The 17,756-nt window shown below is 61.0% G+C and carries 16 protein-coding genes; 6 read left to right on the forward strand and 10 right to left on the reverse strand.

The annotated features are described in order from the left end of the window. Positions 1-4: 4 nt before the first annotated feature. The 7 genes from OK411_RS11565 to gloB form a co-directional block, all read right to left on the reverse strand. Positions 5-1,615, reverse strand: coding sequence for an ABC transporter ATP-binding protein (locus OK411_RS11565; protein WP_039763245.1), 1,611 nt, complete (start codon positions 1,613-1,615; stop codon positions 5-7). Between the two features lies 1 nt (position 1,616). After that, positions 1,617-2,636, reverse strand: coding sequence for an ABC transporter permease (locus OK411_RS11570; RefSeq protein WP_016774153.1), 1,020 nt, complete (start codon positions 2,634-2,636; stop codon positions 1,617-1,619). A gap of 1 nt (position 2,637) precedes the next feature. Continuing rightward, positions 2,638-3,711: a microcin C ABC transporter permease YejB gene (locus OK411_RS11575; protein ID WP_016774154.1), complete on the reverse strand. Its 1,074-nt coding sequence runs from the start codon at positions 3,709-3,711 to the stop codon at positions 2,638-2,640. 4 nt (positions 3,712-3,715) lie between these two features. Then, entirely contained in the window at positions 3,716-5,557 is a 1,842-nt protein-coding gene (locus tag OK411_RS11580; protein ID WP_264364909.1) for an extracellular solute-binding protein, read from the reverse strand. Then, on the reverse strand, positions 5,554-7,386 hold the full coding sequence (locus tag OK411_RS11585) for an extracellular solute-binding protein (protein WP_024012490.1): 1,833 nt from the start codon (positions 7,384-7,386) through the stop codon (positions 5,554-5,556). Before OK411_RS11585 ends, OK411_RS11580 begins: the two co-directional genes overlap by 4 nt. A 330-nt stretch (positions 7,387-7,716) precedes the next feature. Beyond that, on the reverse strand, positions 7,717-9,180 hold the full coding sequence (locus OK411_RS11590) for a transglycosylase SLT domain-containing protein (protein ID WP_122610190.1): 1,464 nt from the start codon (positions 9,178-9,180) through the stop codon (positions 7,717-7,719). 99 nt (positions 9,181-9,279) lie between these two features. Next, entirely contained in the window at positions 9,280-10,047 is a 768-nt protein-coding gene (gene gloB, locus OK411_RS11595; protein WP_264364910.1) for a hydroxyacylglutathione hydrolase, read from the reverse strand. A gap of 66 nt (positions 10,048-10,113) precedes the next feature. Here gloB and OK411_RS11600 point away from each other — a divergent pair, with 66 nt between their 5' ends. The 4 genes from OK411_RS11600 to OK411_RS11615 all read left to right on the forward strand — a co-directional run bounded on the left by OK411_RS11600 (position 10,114) and on the right by OK411_RS11615 (position 13,300). Further along, positions 10,114-10,872, forward strand: coding sequence for a class I SAM-dependent methyltransferase (locus OK411_RS11600; RefSeq protein WP_024012492.1), 759 nt, complete (start codon positions 10,114-10,116; stop codon positions 10,870-10,872). A 90-nt stretch (positions 10,873-10,962) separates the two neighbouring features. Further along, entirely contained in the window at positions 10,963-11,433 is a 471-nt protein-coding gene (gene rnhA, locus OK411_RS11605) for a ribonuclease HI (RefSeq protein WP_007910572.1), read from the forward strand. Positions 11,434-11,634: 201 nt separating this feature from the next. Next, on the forward strand, positions 11,635-12,393 hold the full coding sequence (dnaQ, locus tag OK411_RS11610; protein ID WP_024012494.1) for a DNA polymerase III subunit epsilon: 759 nt from the start codon (positions 11,635-11,637) through the stop codon (positions 12,391-12,393). A 292-nt stretch (positions 12,394-12,685) separates the two neighbouring features. Further along, positions 12,686-13,300 carry a GNAT family N-acetyltransferase gene (locus OK411_RS11615; RefSeq protein WP_264364911.1) on the forward strand — a complete coding sequence of 205 codons (615 nt, stop codon included), beginning with the start codon at positions 12,686-12,688 and terminating at the stop codon, positions 13,298-13,300. Here the strand turns inward: OK411_RS11615 and OK411_RS11620 are convergent. Beyond that, positions 13,266-14,159: a LysR family transcriptional regulator gene (locus OK411_RS11620; RefSeq protein WP_264364912.1), complete on the reverse strand. Its 894-nt coding sequence runs from the start codon at positions 14,157-14,159 to the stop codon at positions 13,266-13,268. The two genes, OK411_RS11615 and OK411_RS11620, sit on opposite strands and share 35 nt — an antisense overlap. 85 nt (positions 14,160-14,244) lie before the next feature. Next, on the reverse strand, positions 14,245-14,475 hold the full coding sequence (locus OK411_RS11625) for a hypothetical protein (RefSeq protein ID WP_071171849.1): 231 nt from the start codon (positions 14,473-14,475) through the stop codon (positions 14,245-14,247). A 183-nt stretch (positions 14,476-14,658) separates the two neighbouring features. Between OK411_RS11625 and OK411_RS11630 the strand changes: the two genes are divergently transcribed. Together OK411_RS11630 and OK411_RS11635 are read left to right on the forward strand one after the other, a co-directional pair. Continuing rightward, positions 14,659-15,216 carry an NADPH-dependent FMN reductase gene (locus OK411_RS11630; RefSeq protein ID WP_024012496.1) on the forward strand — a complete coding sequence of 186 codons (558 nt, stop codon included), beginning with the start codon at positions 14,659-14,661 and terminating at the stop codon, positions 15,214-15,216. 150 nt (positions 15,217-15,366) lie between these two features. Next, a complete protein-coding gene (locus OK411_RS11635) occupies positions 15,367-16,650 on the forward strand; it encodes an arsenic transporter (protein ID WP_136494211.1) in 1,284 nt (427 codons plus the stop codon). Positions 16,651-16,766: 116 nt separating this feature from the next. On the opposite strand, the gene OK411_RS11640 is transcribed toward OK411_RS11635, so the two are convergent. Then, positions 16,767-17,717, reverse strand: a complete 951-nt coding sequence (locus OK411_RS11640; protein ID WP_136494212.1) for a DUF1853 family protein — start codon at positions 17,715-17,717, stop codon at positions 16,767-16,769. Positions 17,718-17,756: the final 39 nt, after the last annotated feature.

The following is a 17,756-nucleotide window of genomic DNA, read 5'->3' on the forward strand; positions in this document are numbered from 1 at the left end:
CAGGTTATTGCGCAGTGGCTGGTGCCAGAAAAGCGGCTTCCAGCAACTGCTGTGTATACGGATGTTGGGGGGCGGCAAAGATACTTTGCGCGTCTCCCTGTTCGACCACTTGGCCATGCTTGACCACCATCAGCTGGTGGCTCAGCGCTTTGACGACAGCCAGGTCATGGCTGATGAACAAATACGTCAGGTTGTACTTGGCTTGCAGTGAACGCAACAGCTCCACTACTTGCCGCTGCACCGTGCGGTCGAGCGCCGAAGTCGGCTCGTCCAGCAGGATCAGCGCCGGTTTCAGCACCAAGGCCCGGGCAATGGCGATTCGCTGCCGTTGCCCTCCGGAAAATTCGTGGGGGTAGCGGTGCCGGGTTTCCGGATCCAGACCTACCTCCTTCAATGCCGCAATGATCGCCGCTTCCTGTTCGGTCGCGGTGCCCATCTTGTGTATCCGCAGGCCTTCGCCAACGATGTCATTGACGCACATGCGCGGGCTCAGGCTGCCAAACGGGTCCTGAAACACCACCTGCATCTCCCGCCGCAGCGGGCGAACCTCACTCTGCGTCAGGCAGTCTAGCTGCTTGCCTTCAAAGCGGATCGCGCCTTTGCTGCCGATCAGCCGCAAAATCGCCAGACCAAGGGTGGATTTGCCGGAACCGCTTTCGCCGACGATCCCCAGGGTCTGCCCCTGCGGCAGGCTGAAATTGATGCCGTCCACTGCCTTGACGTAATCCACCGTGCGCTTGAGCAGGCCTTTCTTGATCGGGAACCAGACTTTGAGGTCCTCGACTTCGAGCAGCGGCGCGCCGATTTCATTGCTCGCCGGGCCGCCGCTGGGCTCCGCGCCGAGCAATTCCCGAGTGTACGGATGCTGCGGCGAACGGAACAGCTCTGCGCACGATGCCTGTTCGACGATGCAACCGCGCTGCATGACACATACGCGATGCGCAATTCTTCGCACCAGGTTCAAATCGTGACTGATCAGTAACAGCGACATGCCCAATCGAGCCTGAAGATCCTTGAGCAAATCGAGGATTTTCAGCTGAACGGTCACGTCCAGCGCGGTGGTCGGTTCGTCGGCAATCAGCAATTCCGGCTCGTTGGCCAGGGCCATGGCAATCATCACCCGCTGGCGCTGGCCGCCGGACAATTCATGGGGCAGGGCCTTGAGACGCTTGTGCGGCTCGGGGATGCCGACCATCTCCAGCAGCTCCAAAGTGCGCTTGGTCGCCACTTTGCCACTCAGGCCCTTGTGGATGCCGAGCACTTCGTTGATTTGCTTTTCGATCGAATGCAGCGGATTGAGCGAGGTCATCGGCTCCTGAAAGATCATCGCGATGCGGTTGCCACGAATATGGCGGATGGTCTTCTCGCTCAAATCCAGCAGGTTCTGCCCGGCGTAATTGATGCTGCCGGCCGGATGCCGCGCCATGGGGTAGGGCAGCAGGCGCAGGATTGAATGCGCCGTGACCGATTTGCCCGAGCCCGATTCACCGACCAGCGCCAGGGTTTCGCCGCGCTTGATGTCGAAGCTCACGCCCTCGACCACGCGGTGGACGCGCTCGCCGAAACCGAATTCGACGGCGAGGTCGCGCACTTCGATCAGATTGTCCTGATTCATTTCACTTCCTCGGGTCGAAGGCATCGCGAGCGGACTCGCCGATAAACACCAGCAGACTCAACATCAGCGCCAGCACGGCAAACGCGCTCATGCCCAGCCATGGCGCCTGCAAATTGGATTTGCCTTGCGCAACCAGTTCGCCCAGCGACGGGCTGCCGGCCGGCAGGCCGAAGCCGAGGAAGTCCAGCGCGGTCAGGGTGCCGATGGCGCCGGTGAGGATGAACGGCATGAAGGTCATGGTCGAGACCATGGCGTTGGGCAGGATGTGGCGGAACATGATCGCGCCGTTCTGCATGCCCAGCGCGCGGGCGGCGCGCACGTATTCCAGATTGCGCCCGCGCAGGAACTCGGCGCGCACCACATCGACCAGGCTCATCCACGAGAACAGCAGCATGATGCCCAGCAGCCACCAGAAATTCGGCTGGACGAAACTGGCGAGGATGATCAGCAGATACAGCACCGGCAGCCCCGACCAGATCTCCAGAAAACGCTGCCCGGCGAGATCGACCCAGCCGCCATAAAAGCCCTGCAGCGCCCCGGCAATCACGCCGATGATCGAGCTCAGCACGGTCAGCGTCAGCGCAAACAACACGGAAATGCGGAAACCGTAGATCACCCGCGCCAACACGTCGCGGCCCTGATCGTCGGTGCCCAGCAGGTTATCCGCCGAGGGTGGCGCCGGGGCCGGGACTTTCAGGTCGTAGTTGATGCTCTGGTAGCTGTAGGGGATCGGCGCCCACAGAATCCACGCGTCCTTGGCCTTGAGCAGCTCACGGATGTACGGACTCTTGTAGTTGGCTTCCAGCGGGAATTCGCCGCCGAACGCGGTTTCCGGGTAGCGCTTGATCGCCGGGAAATACCAGTTGTTGTCGTAATGCACGACCAGTGGCTTGTCGTTGGCAATCAGCTCGGCGCCCAGACTCAGGCCGAACAGGATCAGAAACAGCCACAGCGACCACCAGCCACGCTTGTTGGCCTTGAACAGTTCGAAGCGCCGGCGGTTGAGAGGGGACAGGTTCATCTCAATGCTCCCGGCTGGCGAAGTCGATACGCGGATCGACAAAGGTGTAGGTCAGATCGCCGATCAGTTTCACCACCAGTCCGAGCAGGGTGAAGATGAACAGCGTGCCGAACACCACCGGGTAATCGCGATTGATCGCCGCTTCGAAACTCATCAGGCCGAGGCCGTCGAGGGAGAAAATCACTTCCACCAGCAACGAGCCGGTGAAGAAAATGCCGATGAACGCCGAAGGAAAACCGGCAATCACCAGCAGCATGGCGTTGCGGAACACGTGGCCGTAAAGGACGCGATGGCGGGTCAGGCCCTTGGCCTTGGCGGTGACCACGTACTGTTTGTTGATCTCGTCGAGAAAGCTGTTTTTGGTCAGCAATGTCATGGTCGCGAAGTTGCCGATCACCAGCGCCGTCACTGGCAATGCCAGGTGCCAGAAATAATCGAGGATCTTGCCGCCCAGGCTCAGCTCATCGAAGTTGTTCGAAGTCAGCCCGCGCAGGGGGAACCAGTCCAGATAACTGCCGCCGGCAAATACCACGATCAGCAGGATCGCAAACAGGAACGCCGGGATCGCATAGCCGACGATGATCGCCGAACTGGTCCAGACATCGAAGTGGCTGCCGTGCCGCGTGGCCTTGGCGATGCCCAGCGGGATCGACACCAGGTACATGATCAGTGTGCTCCACAGCCCCAGCGAGATCGACACCGGCATCTTTTCCTTGATCAGGTCGATGACCTTGGCGTCGCGGAAGAAACTGTCGCCGAAATCCAGCTGCGCGTAGTTCTTGACCATGATCCACAGACGTTCCGGGGCCGATTTGTCGAACCCGTACATGTGCTCGATTTCCTTGATCAGCGCCGGGTCCAGCCCCTGCGCGCCACGGTAGGACGAGCCGGCCACCGCCACTTCGGCACCGCCGCCGGCAATCCGGCTGGTGGCGCCTTCGAAGCCTTCGAGCTTGGCGATCATCTGCTCGACCGGCCCGCCGGGCGCGGCCTGAATGATCACGAAGTTGATCAGCAGGATGCCGAACAGGGTCGGGATGATCAGCAGCAGTCGCCGAAAGATATACGCCAGCATCTGATTACTCCGTGCCCGCAGGGTCGGCTTGCAGTTGGGTTTCGACTTCTACGGCAGGCTTGGCGTCAGGCTTGACCCACCAGGTGTTGATGCCGATGTCGTACTTGGGCGAGGTTTTCGGGTGGCCGATGTGGTTCCAGTAGGCCACGCGCCAGCTCTTGATGTGCCAGTTGGGCACCACGTAGTAGCCCCATTGCAGTACGCGATCCAGCGCGCGGGCGTGGGCCACCAGACTTTTGCGCGAGTCGGCGTTGATCAGGCTTTCCACCAGTTGGTCAACGGTCGGATCCTTCAGACCCATGCTGTTGCGGCTGCTCGGTTTGTCGGCGGCGGCGCTCATCCAGTATTCGCGCTGCTCGTTGCCCGGCGAGTTGGATTGCGGAAAGCTGCCGACCATCATGTCGAAATCCCGCGAGCGCACGCGGTTGATGTACTGCGAGACGTCGACGCGGCGGATCACCAGATCGATACCGAGGTCGCTGAGGTTGCGCTTGAACGGCAGCAGCACGCGTTCGAATTCGGTCTGGGCGAGGAGGAATTCGATCACCACCGGTTTGCCGGTGGCGTCGACCATTTTGTCATCGACGATTCTCCAGCCGGCCTCTTGCAGCAGTTGATAGGCCTCGCGCTGCTGGGTGCGGATCATGCCGCTGGCGTCGGTCTTGGGATTTTCGAAGGCTTCGCTGAATACCTGAGCCGGCAGTTTGCTGCGGAACGGTTCGAGGATCTTCCGTTGCTCGGCGTCGGGCAGGCCGGTGGCGGCCATTTCCGAGTTCTCGAAGTAACTGCGGGTGCGCACGTAGGCGCCGTTGAACAATTGCTTGTTGGTCCATTCGAAATCGAACAGCAGCCCGAGAGCCTGACGCACGCGCACATCCTGGAACACCGGGCGGCGCAGGTTGAAGACGAAGCCCTGCATGCCGGTCGGGTTGCTGTTGGGGATCAGTTCCTTGATCAACCGGCCCTCGGTGACCGCCGGAACGTTATAGGCGCTGGCCCAGTTCTTCGCGGTCATCTCCAGCCAATAATCGAACTGCCCGGCCTTCAGCGCTTCGAGGGCGACGGTGTTGTCGCGGTAGTAGTCGGTGGTCATCGTGTCGAAGTTGTAGAAGCCACGGTTGACCGGCAAGTCCTTGCCCCAGTAATCCTTGACCCGCTCGTAACGTACCGAACGGCCGGCCTTCACTTGGGTGACCTTGTACGGGCCGCTGCCCAGCGGGATTTCCAGATTGCCCTTGTTGAAGTCGCGGCTGGCCCACCAGTGTTTCGGCAGGACCGGCAACTGGCCGAGGATCAGCGGCAGCTCGCGGTTGTTGCTGTGCTTGAACTTGAACAAGACCTTCAGCGGGTCTTCGGCGATGGCTTCGGCAACGTCGTTGTAGTAGCCGCGAAACATCGGCGAGCCTTCCTTGGTCAACGTTTCGAAGCTGAACACCACGTCTTCGGCGCGCACCGGGTGGCCGTCATGGAAGCGTGCTTCCGGGCGCAGGTAGAAGCGCACCCAACTGTTGTCGTCGGCTTTTTCGATCTTGCTGGCAATCAGGCCGTACTCGGTGAACGGCTCGTCGAGGCTGTGTTTGGTCAGGGTGTCGTAGATCTGGCCGATGTCATCGGCGGGCACGCCTTTGTTGATGAACGGGTTGAGGCTGTCGAAGCCGCCGAACCCGGCCTGACGAAACACGCCGCCCTTGGGCGCATCGGGATTCACATAGTCAAAATGCTTGAAATCGGCCGGGTATTTCGGCGGCTCGTTGTACAGGGTCACGGCGTGTTGCGGGGCGGCCCAGGCCAGCCCGGCGAACAGCAAGCCGCCGGCCTGCACGAGCAGGGTGCGCACAGCGTTCATCGATCTTTCTCCGAAGACTTCAGCCACCATGCGCTCAGGCCCAGGGTGTAGGGCGGCGTGGTGACAAAGGCCAACCGGTTGCGGTAGGCCAGACGGTGATAATTGAGGTACCAGTTGGGAATGCTGTAGTGCTGCCAGAGCAGCACGCGGTCGAGCGCCTTGCCGGCGGCGACCTGCTCGTCGCGGGTGCGCGCGGCGAGCAACTGTTCGAGCAGGTGATCGACCACGGGATTGGCGATGCCCGCGTAATTCTTGCTGCCCTTGACGTTGACCTGGCTGGAGTGGAAGTACTGCCACTGCTCAAGGCCCGGGCTCAGGGTCTGGCCGAGGGTCATCGAGATCATGTCGAAATCGAATTGGTCGAGGCGCTGTTTGTACTGGGCGCGATCAACGGTACGCAGGCGCGCGTCGATGCCGATGCTGTTGAGATTCTCGATGTACGGCTGATAAAGCCGCTCCAGGCTCGGATTGACCAGCAGCAGTTCGAAACGCAGCGGCTGGCCGTCTTTGTCTTGCAGGCGCTGGCCGTGGAGCTTCCAACCGGCCTCGGCGAGCAGGGCGAGGGCTTTACGCATGGTCTCGCGCGGGATGCCACGGCCGTCGGTTTTCGGCAGGGTGAACGGCTCGGTGAACAGCCGGGCTGGCAACTGCTCCTTGTAAGGCTTGAGCATCAGCCATTCATGCCCGACCGGCAAACCCGAGGCGCTGAATTCACTGTTGGGATAGTAGCTGGTGGTGCGTTTATAGGCATCGCTGAACAGCGCGCGGTTGGTCCATTCGAAGTCGAACATCAGACCCAACGCTTCGCGCGTCCTGACATCGGCGAAGGTCGCGCGGCGGCTGTTCATGAACAGGCCTTGAGTCTGGGTCGGGATCTGATGCGGGATCTGCACCTTGATCACTTCGCCACGACGTACAGCGGGGAAGTTGTAACCGTTGACCCAGTTCTTCGCCTGATGCTCGATGTAGATGTCGAACTCGCCGGCCTTGAACGCTTCGAAGGCGACATCGCTGTCGCGGTAGAACTCGACTTCCATGCGATCGAAGTTGTACTTGCCGCGATTGACCGGTAAGTCCTTGCCCCAGTAATCCTTGACCCGCTCGAAAATCAGCTGCCGACCCGGCGTGACCGACGTGATGCGGTACGGCCCGCTACCCAGCGGCGGCTCGAAGGTGGTGGCTTTGAAGTCGCGGTCTTTCCAGTAATGCTGCGGCAGTACCGGCAATTCGCCCAGGCGCAGGATCAACAGCGGATTGCCCGAGCGCTTGAACACGAAACGAATGCGTTGTTTGTTGAGGATGTCGACCCGTAGCACTTCCTGCAGGGCCGTGCGATACAGCGGATGACCGTCCTTGAGCAGCGTTCGATAGGAGAACGCCACGTCGTAGGCGGTGACAGGCGCGCCGTCGTGAAAGCGCGCTTCGGGGCGCAAATTGAAGACGACCCAGCTGCGATCTTCGCTGTACTCCACCGATTGTGCGATCAACCCGTAACTCGACGCGGGTTCGTCGCCGGACGGCGAATACTGCCCGGTGCCAACCATCAGCGGCTCGTTGAGCTCGTTGATGCCGTACTGGAGAAAATTGGCGGTGGTGACCGGGCTGGTGCCCTTGAAAGTGTACGGATTGACCGTATCGAAGGTGCCGAACGCCATCACCCGCAACGTACCGCCCTTGGGCGCTTGCGGGTTGACCCAGTCGAAGTGGGTAAATCTGGCCGGGTACTTGAGCGTGCCGAACTGCGCATAACCATGACTTTCGGTAATCGTCGCGCTTGCGGGTGAGCTCAAGGCCAGGCTGATCAGGAGCAGGGAGAGGGCACGCTTCAAGTCAGATCCGATCCAGCGGCTTGGGCTTTGTGGGCCGTACAGTAACAGCTTGTCTGGACAGGAAAAAGATGCGGGTTAATGCCGGGTTAATCGTTTGCGCGAAGAGCCCCTCACCCTAACCCTCTCCCGGAGGGAGAGGGGACTGATCGTGGTGTCTGGGCGAATTGCACCGAGGTGCGATACCGAGTCGAACTCAGTTTCTGAAAAGCCCCCGATCGGCTCCCTTTCCCCCTCTCCCCCTTGGGGGAGAGGGCTGGGGTGAGGAGGATGGATCTAAAGCACACCAAAAACTTCATCCAAAAAAAGCCCCTGAATTCAGGGGCTCTTCTGTCAGTGCGGCTGATAAACCGTAAGCATCTGCCCCGGCTTCAACGCCTTGCCCGCACCCGGGTTCCAGCGCTTGAGATGTTGCATCTCGACGTTGAAGCGCTTGGCCACCACATACAGGGTGTCGCCGCGCTTGACCTTGTACCGGGTCTGCTGCTTGCTCTCTTCCTTGCCTTTGCTCTTGGTATTCGCCGCGACCACGGTGTTGACCCGGCCGGACTTGCGCGCCGGTGCACGCTTGGTGTTGTCCTGCATGACCAGCGTCTGGCCAACCTTGAGGTTCTTGCCGGTCAGCTTGTTCCAGCGCTGCAGATCCTTGACTTCGACCTTGTTGGCCTTGGCGATGGAGCCGAGGTTGTCGCCACGCTTGACCCGATAGGCGCGTTTGAGCTGTGCCACTTCCGACGGATCGGCGCCTTCGAACACCGGTTTCAGCGAGCGCGGGCTGATCAGTTCGTCCGGGCGCATGGTCTGCAGACTCGCGGTCAGCAGTTGCGCCTTGGACGTCGGCACCAGCAGATGCTGCGGGCCGTCGATGGTGGTGCGCTGTTTGAACGCGGGGTTGAGCTGGAACAGTTCGTCTTCATCGATGTTCGCCACCGCAGCGACCTTGGACAGGTCCATGCGCTGGTTGATTTCGACGACCTGGAAGTACGGCTCGTTGGCGATCGGGTTGAGGTTGACGCCGTAGGCTTCCGGCGCCAGTACCACTTGCGACAGTGCCAGCAACTTCGGCACATAGGCCTGGGTTTCCGCCGGCAGCGGCAGGTTCCAGTAGTCGGTGGGCAGGCCGAGCTTCTCGTTGCGCTCGATCGCACGGCTGACGGTGCCTTCACCGGCGTTATAGGCCGCCAGAGCCAGCAGCCAGTCGCCGTTGAACATGTCGTGCAGGCGAGTCAGGTAATCCATCGCTGCCGTGGTCGAGGCGGTGATGTCGCGACGGCCATCATAGAAACGCGTCTGGCGCAGGTTGAAGTAGCGCCCGGTGGACGGAATGAATTGCCACAGGCCCACCGCATCGGCGCGGGAGTAGGCCATCGGGTTGTACGCGCTCTCGATCACCGGCAGCAGGGCCAGTTCCAGCGGCATATTGCGCTCTTCGAGGCGTTCGACAATGTAATGAATGTAGAGGCTGCCGCGTTCGCCGGCATTCTCGAGAAAAGAGGGATTACTGGCGAACCACAGGCGCTGTTGCTCGATGCGCGGGTTGACGCCAAGGCCTTCCTGCAACTGGAAGCCCTGGCGCATGCGTTCCCAGATGTCCTGGGGCGCCACGGGAGTGGGCTTCTCGGTCAGCCAGATCGGCTTCTGCTTGGCTCGCGCAGCAATGTTCGGCGTGTGCGTCGCTTCAGTCTGCGGAGCGTGGCTGGAGCAACCCGCCAGCGTGGCGGACACAGCCACCGCGATGGCTTGCGCCAGGCGGGTCAAAGCATCTGAATTGACGGACTTACGTATGGATGACGACATTGGCTGGAAGTAAGTTCCGGGCAAAAATGTCGGGCGATTCTAGAAAGCGCACCCCCTGCGGTCAACCATTGAGAATTTTTGTCCCGGCCGGCGTGGTCGTCAGAACTTGTCTTTCCATGCTCGCAGAGCCGCAAATACCTCGCTCGGCTCCCGGTTTTGAGCGCCTTCCCGTTCGTCCACTTTTTGTGTAACCAATGTTTCAGAAGTGCGTAAAAACGGATTGGTAAGCTTTTCCAGGGCCAAAGTCGACGGCAATGTCATCACGCCGTTCTGCCGTTGCTGGGTGACCTTTTCCAGACGGGCGGCGATGTCCGGGTTGCCCGGCTCGACGGCGGCGGCAAATTTCAGATTGCTCAAGGTGTATTCATGGGTGCAGTAAACCAGCGTATCTTCCGGCAAGGCCGCAAGACGGCTGAGCGAGCGGTACATCTGCTCGGGTGTGCCTTCGAACAACCGGCCGCAACCGGCGGCGAACAGGGTGTCGCCGCAGAACAGCAGGCCATGGTGGTAATAGGCGATGTGCCCCAGGGTGTGACCGGGCACCGCATAGACGTCGAAGTCCCAGCCGAGCACGCTGACGCTGTCGTTGTCCTTGAGCGCTACGTCACGCGCCGGAATGCTTTCGCTGGCCGGGCCGTAGACCTTGGCGCCGGTCGTGGCTTTCAGGCGCTCGACGCCGCCGACATGGTCATGGTGATGGTGAGTGATCAGAATATCGCTGAGCACCCAGCCCGGATGCGCATCAAGCCACGCCTGCACCGGGGCGACGTCGCCCGGATCGACCACCGCACAGCGCTGGGTCTGATGATCCTGTAACAACCAGATGTAGTTGTCGGTGAACGCGGGCAGGGCACTGATCTGTATCATCGTCGGAATTCGCCAAGCGGAAAACATTGGCGCATCTTAGTAGTTCCTGGCGCGTTGGAGAATGACATGACCGATAAAGCGTTCGCTCAGGCCGATCCCGACTGGCTGGCATTGATCAGCGCCGCCCGCGAATGGCTGTCGGGGCCGCTCGGGCAATTTCTGCTGGATGAAGAGCGGCGCATGCTCGACGACGAGCTCGGCCGCTTCTTCGGCGGTTATCTGGTGCATTACGGGCCGTCCGCCGAAACCCCGCCGGCCGCGCCGCAAGTGCAGCGCAACGTGCGTCTCGGCGCACCGTTGCCCGGAGTCGAGATCGTTTGCGAAGAGCAGGCCTGGCCGTTGAGCGAGCACGCCGCCGACGTGGTGGTGATGCAGCATGGCCTGGATTTCTGCCTGTCGCCCCACGGTTTGCTGCGTGAAGCAGCGAGCAGCGTGCGCCCCGGCGGGCATCTGCTGATCATCGGCATCAACCCCTGGAGCACTTGGGGGCTGCGGCATTTCTTCGCCAATGATGCCCTGCGCAAGGCGCGCTGCATCTCGCCGTCGCGGGTCGCCGACTGGCTCAATCTGCTGGGCTTCGCGCTGGAGAAACGCCGCTTCGGGTGCTATCGTCCGCCGCTCGCGTCGGCCAAGTGGCAGCACCGCCTGGCCGGCTGGGAACGCAAGGCCGGTGACTGGCAGCTGTCCGGCGGTGGCTTCTATCTGCTGGTGGCGCGCAAGATCGTGGTGGGGCTCAGGCCGTTGCGCCAGGAACGCCGCGAGCCGATGGGCAAGCTGATTCCGCTGCCGATGGCCAAGGTCAACCGCCGCCGCATCGAACCGTAAATCTTCTTTTATTTGTGGCCGGGCTTGTCCCGGCCGCGGTCATTGTCGATCCGTGATTGGCAGGACAGGCATTTTTCTGGAAAGACTGGCATGAGCGAAAGCGTGGAAAGCGTCGACACCGTAGAACTGTTCACCGACGGTGCCTGCAAGGGCAACCCCGGCCCCGGCGGCTGGGGCGCGCTGCTGGTGTGCAAGGGCGTCGAAAAGGAACTGTGGGGCGGCGAGGCCAACACCACCAACAACCGCATGGAGCTGCTCGGCGCGATTCGTGGCCTCGAAGCGCTCAAGCGCCCCTGCGAAGTGCTGCTGGTCACCGACTCGCAATACGTGATGAAAGGCATCAACGAGTGGATGGCCAACTGGAAGAAGCGCGGCTGGAAAACCGCTGCGAAAGAACCGGTGAAAAACGCCGATCTGTGGAAAGAGCTGGACGAGCAGGTCAATCGCCACAAAGTCACCTGGAAATGGGTGCGCGGGCACATTGGCCATCATGGTAACGAGCGGGCGGACCAACTGGCCAATCGCGGCGTTGACGAAGTGCGTGGTTACAAGCAGAGCTGATTTCGCTTCTAACCGTGGCGTGGCCGTTCGCGAGCAGGCTCGCTCCCACAGGGAAATGTATTCCAGGCCTTGAATTGGAATGCACTCAGTGTGGGAGCGAGCCTGCTCGCGAAGGACCCGCCACGGTCTGACTGAAACACCCCGCCGAGCGTGTTAACATCCGCGCCTTTGCCCGATTGACCCGTTGAGAGCTGAGCACTGATGGCCACCAGATCCGTTGTACTCGATACCGAAACCACCGGCATGCCGGTGACCGATGGTCACCGGATCATTGAAATCGGTTGCGTCGAACTGATCGGTCGGCGCCTGACGGGCCGGCATTTCCACGTTTACCTGCAACCGGATCGCGAGAGCGACGAGGGTGCGATCGGTGTGCACGGCATCACCAACGAATTCCTCGTCGGCAAGCCGCGCTTTGCCGAAGTCGCCGACGAGTTCTTCGAGTTCATCCAGGGCGCACAGCTGATCATTCACAACGCGGCGTTCGACGTTGGCTTCATCAACAACGAATTCGCCTTGATGGGCCAGCACGATCGCGCTGACATCACCCAGCATTGCACGATCCTCGACACCCTGATGATGGCTCGGGAACGTCACCCGGGGCAGCGCAACAGCCTCGATGCGTTGTGCAAGCGTTACGGCGTCGACAACTCCGGCCGTGAACTGCACGGCGCCTTGCTCGACTCGGAAATTCTCGCCGACGTCTACCTGACCATGACCGGCGGCCAGACCAGCCTGTCGCTGGCCGGCAACGCCTCCGATGGCAATGGCACGGGCGAGGGTGCCGACAACTCGGCTACCGAAATCCGCCGCCTGCCGGTCGATCGTCAGCCAGCACGCATCATCCGGGCGACTGAAGAAGAACTGGCGGCGCATCTGGTGCGGCTGGAAATCATCGCCAAATCGGCGGGAGCGCCGGCGTTGTGGACGCAGATTGCCGAGGCTGATGCGCAGGCCTGAAAAAACCGAAGATCAAAAGATCGCAGCCTTCGGCAGCTCTTACCGGGATTGCATTCCATAGTGGGGACCAGGAAGGCAGCGATTTTTTGCGTTTGGCGACATGGAGCCAAGTTGCCACTCTCGCCACATTCGTCGCAACCCTCTACCCTGAGTGCACTGGTCAGGTGCAAATCTGCCGCCTCAGGACACTGAGCCTCATGTACAAAGAGTTCAAATTTGCGCTGGCAATCATCCATCGCGACAGCAAGGTCGACACTGTCGGCTGCGTCAAGGAATGAGGACTTTTCCCAGTATGCAACCGGTCATGAATCCGAAATACCCAGGGTTGTCGGTGCGGGTCGCCGATGAAGGTTTTGCGCCGTATATCTGGGGCAGCGACTTCAGTTTCGAGGTGGCCGCCTATGGCGCTGCCGTGATCGGCAAGCCGGTCGAGCAGTGGCCGGTGACGCCAATCGTGCCGTACCGCAAGTGCTACGGCATCGATCCGGAAGAGTTCAGCGCCTTTCACAACGCGCCCGACAGTGCGATTTTCATGGCGTACCTGGACGACGAGCCGGTCGGTCACCTGGTGATCAGCACCAACTGGAACGGCTTTGCCCACATCGATGAACTGGCGGTGCATGCCCCGGCCCGTCGTCACGGCGTGGCCAAGGCGTTGCTCGATGTCGCGCAGTTCTGGAGTCGCAAGAAGAAGCTGCCGGGCATCATGCTCGAAACCCAGAACAACAATCTCGGCGCCTGTCGGCTGTATGAGCGCTGCGGTTATGTGATCGGCGGCATCGACCAGTTGCGCTATCGCGGCATCGATCCGCACACCGCCGAAGTCGCATTGTTCTGGTATCGCCTGTTCGATAATCCGCTGGAAAAACCACTCAGCTCGACAGCATCGCCTCGGCTTGTTCCGTGACGATGGTCAGCAGTGTCTGAATCGCCGCCGACGGCGTGGCATGTTTGAAGGTCAGGGCGTAGAGGTTGATCGGCACAGCCGGTGAGAGCGGGCAGACGTCAAGCCCACCGGCGCGGGCGCCCACCGCGGTGAAGGGGTCGACGATCGCCAGGCCTTCGCCGGCCTCGACCATGCTGCGCATCATCTGATGGGTCTGCACGCGGGTCTGAATGCTTGGCGCCGGGCGCAAGGCCTGGAGTTTGTTTTCCAGTGCCGGGCTCAGCGGATCATGCCCTTCGAGACCGACCATGGCCTGACCGGCCAGATCTGCCAGGGATATGTATTTCTGTTTCGGTTGCAGCCAGCCGTGCGGCGCGAGCAATTGCAGCTTGCCCTGGGCCAACGGCTGGCAATGGATATCGGGATGTTCGGGATCGTGCAGGCTCAGACCCAGATCGCTTTCGCGCAGTAACAGGCTGCGGACGATGTCGCGAGTCGGCGCGCTGAGCAGGCTGCACGGTGCGTCGGGCAGGCGTCGACGCAGAGTCGCAAGGCTTTGTGGCAGCAATTGCTGGGCCAGCGGCGGGGTGCCGATGATGCGCAAGGGCGGGGCGAGGTATTGCTTGAGGCTGCTGGCCAGACGCTGCACCGGTTCCAGCGCCTCATAGATGTGCGCGATTTCCACTTGCAAGGCGCGCGCTTCAGGGGTCGATTGCAAACGCCCGCGAACGCTGGCAAACAGCATGAACCCCAGCTGACTCTCGGCTTCGCGCAAACGCTCTTCGACCTCGGTCACCGGCAGTTGCAGCCATTCGGCGGCGGTGCCCAGGTGACCGGTCTGCAAGAGCGCCTGAATCACTTCGATGTGGCGTAAACGCATGCGTGAAGTCCATGTTCAGCAGGTGGGGTCAGACGCTGAATCCTACCCCAAGTCCGCTCGCATGACTTCTGCTCATAACGCTGGGTTATTGAGCGACGGTTGGCTCAGGTTCGCGAATCAGGGTAATGCCTGATTGAACCAGGAGAAACTCGCTGTCACTGACCTTGTTGACCCGATCGCCAATGGCGAGTTTGTAAATGGGCTCCGAGCCAGTGGATCCGTCTGCAGACGGGTTCGATTCCTGGAATTCATGCACGGAATAAACGCGGCCTTCCGCATCTCTTGCATGAAACTGACCGACGAGTACTGCTGCCATCTGCTTAGAACCTCTGGAGATAAAACGCTTGATTTGCGGCTTTGTAGACCGTCACCAAGCTCGGTAAGTTTTCCTACAGGAAAAAAATATTCGCCGCGCAGGAAAAACCAATGACCACTGGTGAAAATGTCACTGGATCATCTATAACTAGCGACTCTTCCCACGGACCATCGAGAGTCATCCATGAGCAATGTCTACAACGTCGCTGTAGTGGTCGGTAGCCTGCGCAAAGCATCGATCAATCGCAAAGTCGCACTGGCCCTCGCCGAACTGGCACCGGCCAATCTCAAGCTCGAGATCGTCGAAATCGGTGAGCTGCCGCTGTACAACGAAGACATCGACGGCGCTTCTCCGCCGGCAGCCTACAGCACTTTCCGTCAGAAAGTGGCGTCATCCGACGCGGTGCTGTTTGTTACCCCCGAGTACAACCGCTCGATCCCGGCACCGTTGAAGAACGCCATCGACGTCGGTTCACGCCCTTATGGCCAGAGCGCTTGGAGCGGCAAACCCGGTGCGGTGATCAGCGTATCGCCAGGCGCCATCGGTGGCTTCGGCGCTAACCAGCACCTGCGTCAGACATTCGTTTTCCTCGATATCCATTGCCTGCAACAGCCGGAAGCGTATCTGGGGGGTGCGGGCAACGCGTTTGATGAAGCGGGCAAGCTGAGCGACTCGGTGAAACCGTTCCTGCAGAAATTCATCGATGCGTACGGCCAGTTCGTCGAGCAACACAAGAAATAACCGCGTACACAAAACCTGTGGGAGCGAGCTTGCTCGCGAAGGCGTCGTCAGCCGTTGCAAAATTGCTGATTGACCTACCGCTTTCGCGAGCAGGCTCGCTCCCACATTTGTTCGATTTCCACCCGTTTCGCTATTTGAAGGCTTCTGCGAATGCTCGCTGCGTCACTGATTTTCCTGCTGACCATCACTCTCGTCATCTGGCAACCCAAAGGTCTCGGCGTCGGCTGGAGTGCAACGCTGGGCGCCGTGCTGGCGTTGATTTTCGGCGTCGTTCACCTCACGGATATCCCACTGGTCTGGCAGATCATCTGGAACGCGACCGGCACCTTCGTGGCGCTGATCATCATCAGCCTGTTGCTCGACGAGGCTGGCTTTTTCAATTGGGCAGCGCTGCACGTGGCGCGTTGGGGGCGGGGCAGTGGGCGCAAACTGTTTGCCTTCATGGTGCTGCTTGGTGCGCTGGTCTCTGCGTTGTTCGCCAATGACGGCGCGGCGCTGATTCTCACGCCGATCGTGATTTCGATGCTGTTGGCGTTGCGCTTTTCACCGGCGGCGACGCTGGCCTTCGTCATGGGCGCCGGGTTCATTGCCGACACGGCAAGCCTGCCGCTGGTGGTATCGAACCTGGTCAACATCGTTTCGGCGGATTTCTTCCACATCGGCTTCAACCGCTATGCAGCTGTGATGGTGCCGGTCAACTTCGTCAGCGTGGCGGCGACGCTGGGTATGTTGCTGTGGTTTTTTCGCCGCGACATCCCGGCGGCGTACGATCCTGCACAACTGGAAAACCCGCAAACCGCGATCCACGACAAGGCGACGTTCTATGCCGGTTGGGCGGTGCTGGTGATCCTGTTGATTGGCTGCTTTGCCCTCGAACCGCTGGGCATCCCGATCAGCGCAATTTCGGCGGTGTGTGCTGCGCTGCTACTGGGCATCGCTGCGCGCGGCCACAAGATCTCCACGCGCAAGGTTATGAAAGAGGCGCCGTGGCAGATCGTGATTTTCTCGCTGGGCATGTACCTGGTGGTGTACGGCCTGCGCAACGCCGGGCTCACCAGTTACCTCGCCGGGTGGCTGGACGTGTTCGCCGGTCACGGGGTTTGGGGCGCGGCCATGGGCACTGGGGTGCTGACGGCGCTGCTGTCGTCGATCATGAACAACTTGCCAACGGTGTTGATTGGCTTGCTGTCGATCGACGCCAGTCAGGCCAGCGGGGTGATCAAGGAAGCGATGATCTACGCCAACGTGATCGGCAGCGACCTGGGGCCGAAGATCACTCCGATCGGCAGTCTGGCGACCTTGTTATGGTTGCATGTGCTGGAGCGCAAGGGCATTCACATTGGCTGGGGCTATTACTTCCGCGTCGGGATTGTGCTGACGGTGCCGGTGTTGCTGGTGACGTTGGCGGCGTTGGCGGTGCGGTTATCCCTATAGATCGAGTTGCTCTTTTCGCGAGCAGGCTCGCTCCCACAGGGGATCGCATTCCACATTTGAAATGCATTCTCTGTGGGAGCGAGCCTGCTCGCGAATTGGGTCGGACACCACAAATCTCAGGTTTGGCCGGGCACATTCGGCCAAAGATCCGCCACCAGAAACAACCGCTCCGCCTCTTCCCATTCGCCCAGGGCATTCTCGGTCAGGCGCACCATCAACTGCGCCGGGGCCAGTGCTGGCAGGTCTGCCAGCCACAAACGCAGGTGCTCATCTGTCCAGACCTGATCCGCCGGGTAATGCGCCGGCGCCAGCCACGCATGGCGGGGCAGGGGTTGCCAGCGGCCCGGCGGGCGCTGCGCGACAAACGCCGGCCAGTCCTTCTGATGCAGCCAACTGCCACGCAGATGTTGCGGATGGGCGCCGTGCGGTGAGTCGGCCTGCCCGGGCCACGGATACAGCAGATAACCGCCCAGCCACAGCTGCGCGCTGAAGGTTTCGATATCCAGCGCCGCGAGCACTTCGCGGCTTTCCGGGCGCGCCGAGATCGGCAATTGATGCTCGGCCAGATGCGCCAGTTTGCGATCCAGCCGATCATGACAACCCGGCCCCAGCCACTGCGCGGGATCGCGGCCATTGCCATCCTGCGGGCCAAGGTAGAGCTTGATCGCCAGTTCCAGATGATGCACGCCGTCGCGGTCACGCAGCAGCATGTCCAGCTCGCCGAGGGTGTGCCCGGCGCGGCGGATTGGCAGGTTGGCGGCGACCAGTTCGATGCCCGGCGCATGCGAGACGGCGAACTGCCACAGGCGCTCGTAATACAGACCCAGACGGCGGGTGCGCGCCTGCGCCAGCCATTGCAGCAGGGCGTAACTGTCGAGGTCGAGCTGGCGCAGCCAGTGTTCGAGGCGCTGTGGGTCTTGTACCCAGTCGCTGCCGGCGAGCGGATGGCGCTGCGGCCATGGCGTGGCGGCGAGCATCGGCGGCGCGAGGATCACCCACGCCAGGTCCCGCACTTCGGGATGGCGTAACTGATGGGGCAACTGCAACAAATCGGGAAACAGGATCATCTTGCGAGCATAGCCTTAAACCTGAGCGCACCCTTGAGG

Source organism: Pseudomonas sp. RG1 (assembly GCF_025910115.1).
Classification (GTDB): domain Bacteria; phylum Pseudomonadota; class Gammaproteobacteria; order Pseudomonadales; family Pseudomonadaceae; genus Aquipseudomonas; species Aquipseudomonas atacamensis.

What these genes read in the sequence shown, in the direction of transcription:
- OK411_RS11565 (WP_039763245.1), bottom strand. Translation starts at nt 1,615, where the DNA reads ATGAATCAGGACAATCTGATCGAAGTGCGCGACCTCGCCGTCGAATTC.
- OK411_RS11570 (WP_016774153.1), bottom strand. Translation starts at nt 2,636, where the DNA reads ATGAACCTGTCCCCTCTCAACCGCCGGCGCTTCGAACTGTTCAAGGCC.
- OK411_RS11575 (WP_016774154.1), bottom strand. Translation starts at nt 3,711, where the DNA reads ATGCTGGCGTATATCTTTCGGCGACTGCTGCTGATCATCCCGACCCTG.
- OK411_RS11580 (WP_264364909.1), bottom strand. Translation starts at nt 5,557, where the DNA reads ATGAACGCTGTGCGCACCCTGCTCGTGCAGGCCGGCGGCTTGCTGTTC.
- OK411_RS11590 (WP_122610190.1), bottom strand. Translation starts at nt 9,180, where the DNA reads ATGTCGTCATCCATACGTAAGTCCGTCAATTCAGATGCTTTGACCCGC.
- gloB (WP_264364910.1), bottom strand. Translation starts at nt 10,047, where the DNA reads ATGATACAGATCAGTGCCCTGCCCGCGTTCACCGACAACTACATCTGG.
- OK411_RS11600 (WP_024012492.1), top strand. Translation starts at nt 10,114, where the DNA reads ATGACCGATAAAGCGTTCGCTCAGGCCGATCCCGACTGGCTGGCATTG.
- rnhA (WP_007910572.1), top strand. Translation starts at nt 10,963, where the DNA reads ATGAGCGAAAGCGTGGAAAGCGTCGACACCGTAGAACTGTTCACCGAC.
- dnaQ (WP_024012494.1), top strand. Translation starts at nt 11,635, where the DNA reads ATGGCCACCAGATCCGTTGTACTCGATACCGAAACCACCGGCATGCCG.
- OK411_RS11615 (WP_264364911.1), top strand. Translation starts at nt 12,686, where the DNA reads ATGCAACCGGTCATGAATCCGAAATACCCAGGGTTGTCGGTGCGGGTC.
- OK411_RS11620 (WP_264364912.1), bottom strand. Translation starts at nt 14,159, where the DNA reads ATGCGTTTACGCCACATCGAAGTGATTCAGGCGCTCTTGCAGACCGGT.
- OK411_RS11625 (WP_071171849.1), bottom strand. Translation starts at nt 14,475, where the DNA reads ATGGCAGCAGTACTCGTCGGTCAGTTTCATGCAAGAGATGCGGAAGGC.
- OK411_RS11630 (WP_024012496.1), top strand. Translation starts at nt 14,659, where the DNA reads ATGAGCAATGTCTACAACGTCGCTGTAGTGGTCGGTAGCCTGCGCAAA.
- OK411_RS11635 (WP_136494211.1), top strand. Translation starts at nt 15,367, where the DNA reads ATGCTCGCTGCGTCACTGATTTTCCTGCTGACCATCACTCTCGTCATC.
- OK411_RS11640 (WP_136494212.1), bottom strand. Translation starts at nt 17,717, where the DNA reads ATGATCCTGTTTCCCGATTTGTTGCAGTTGCCCCATCAGTTACGCCAT.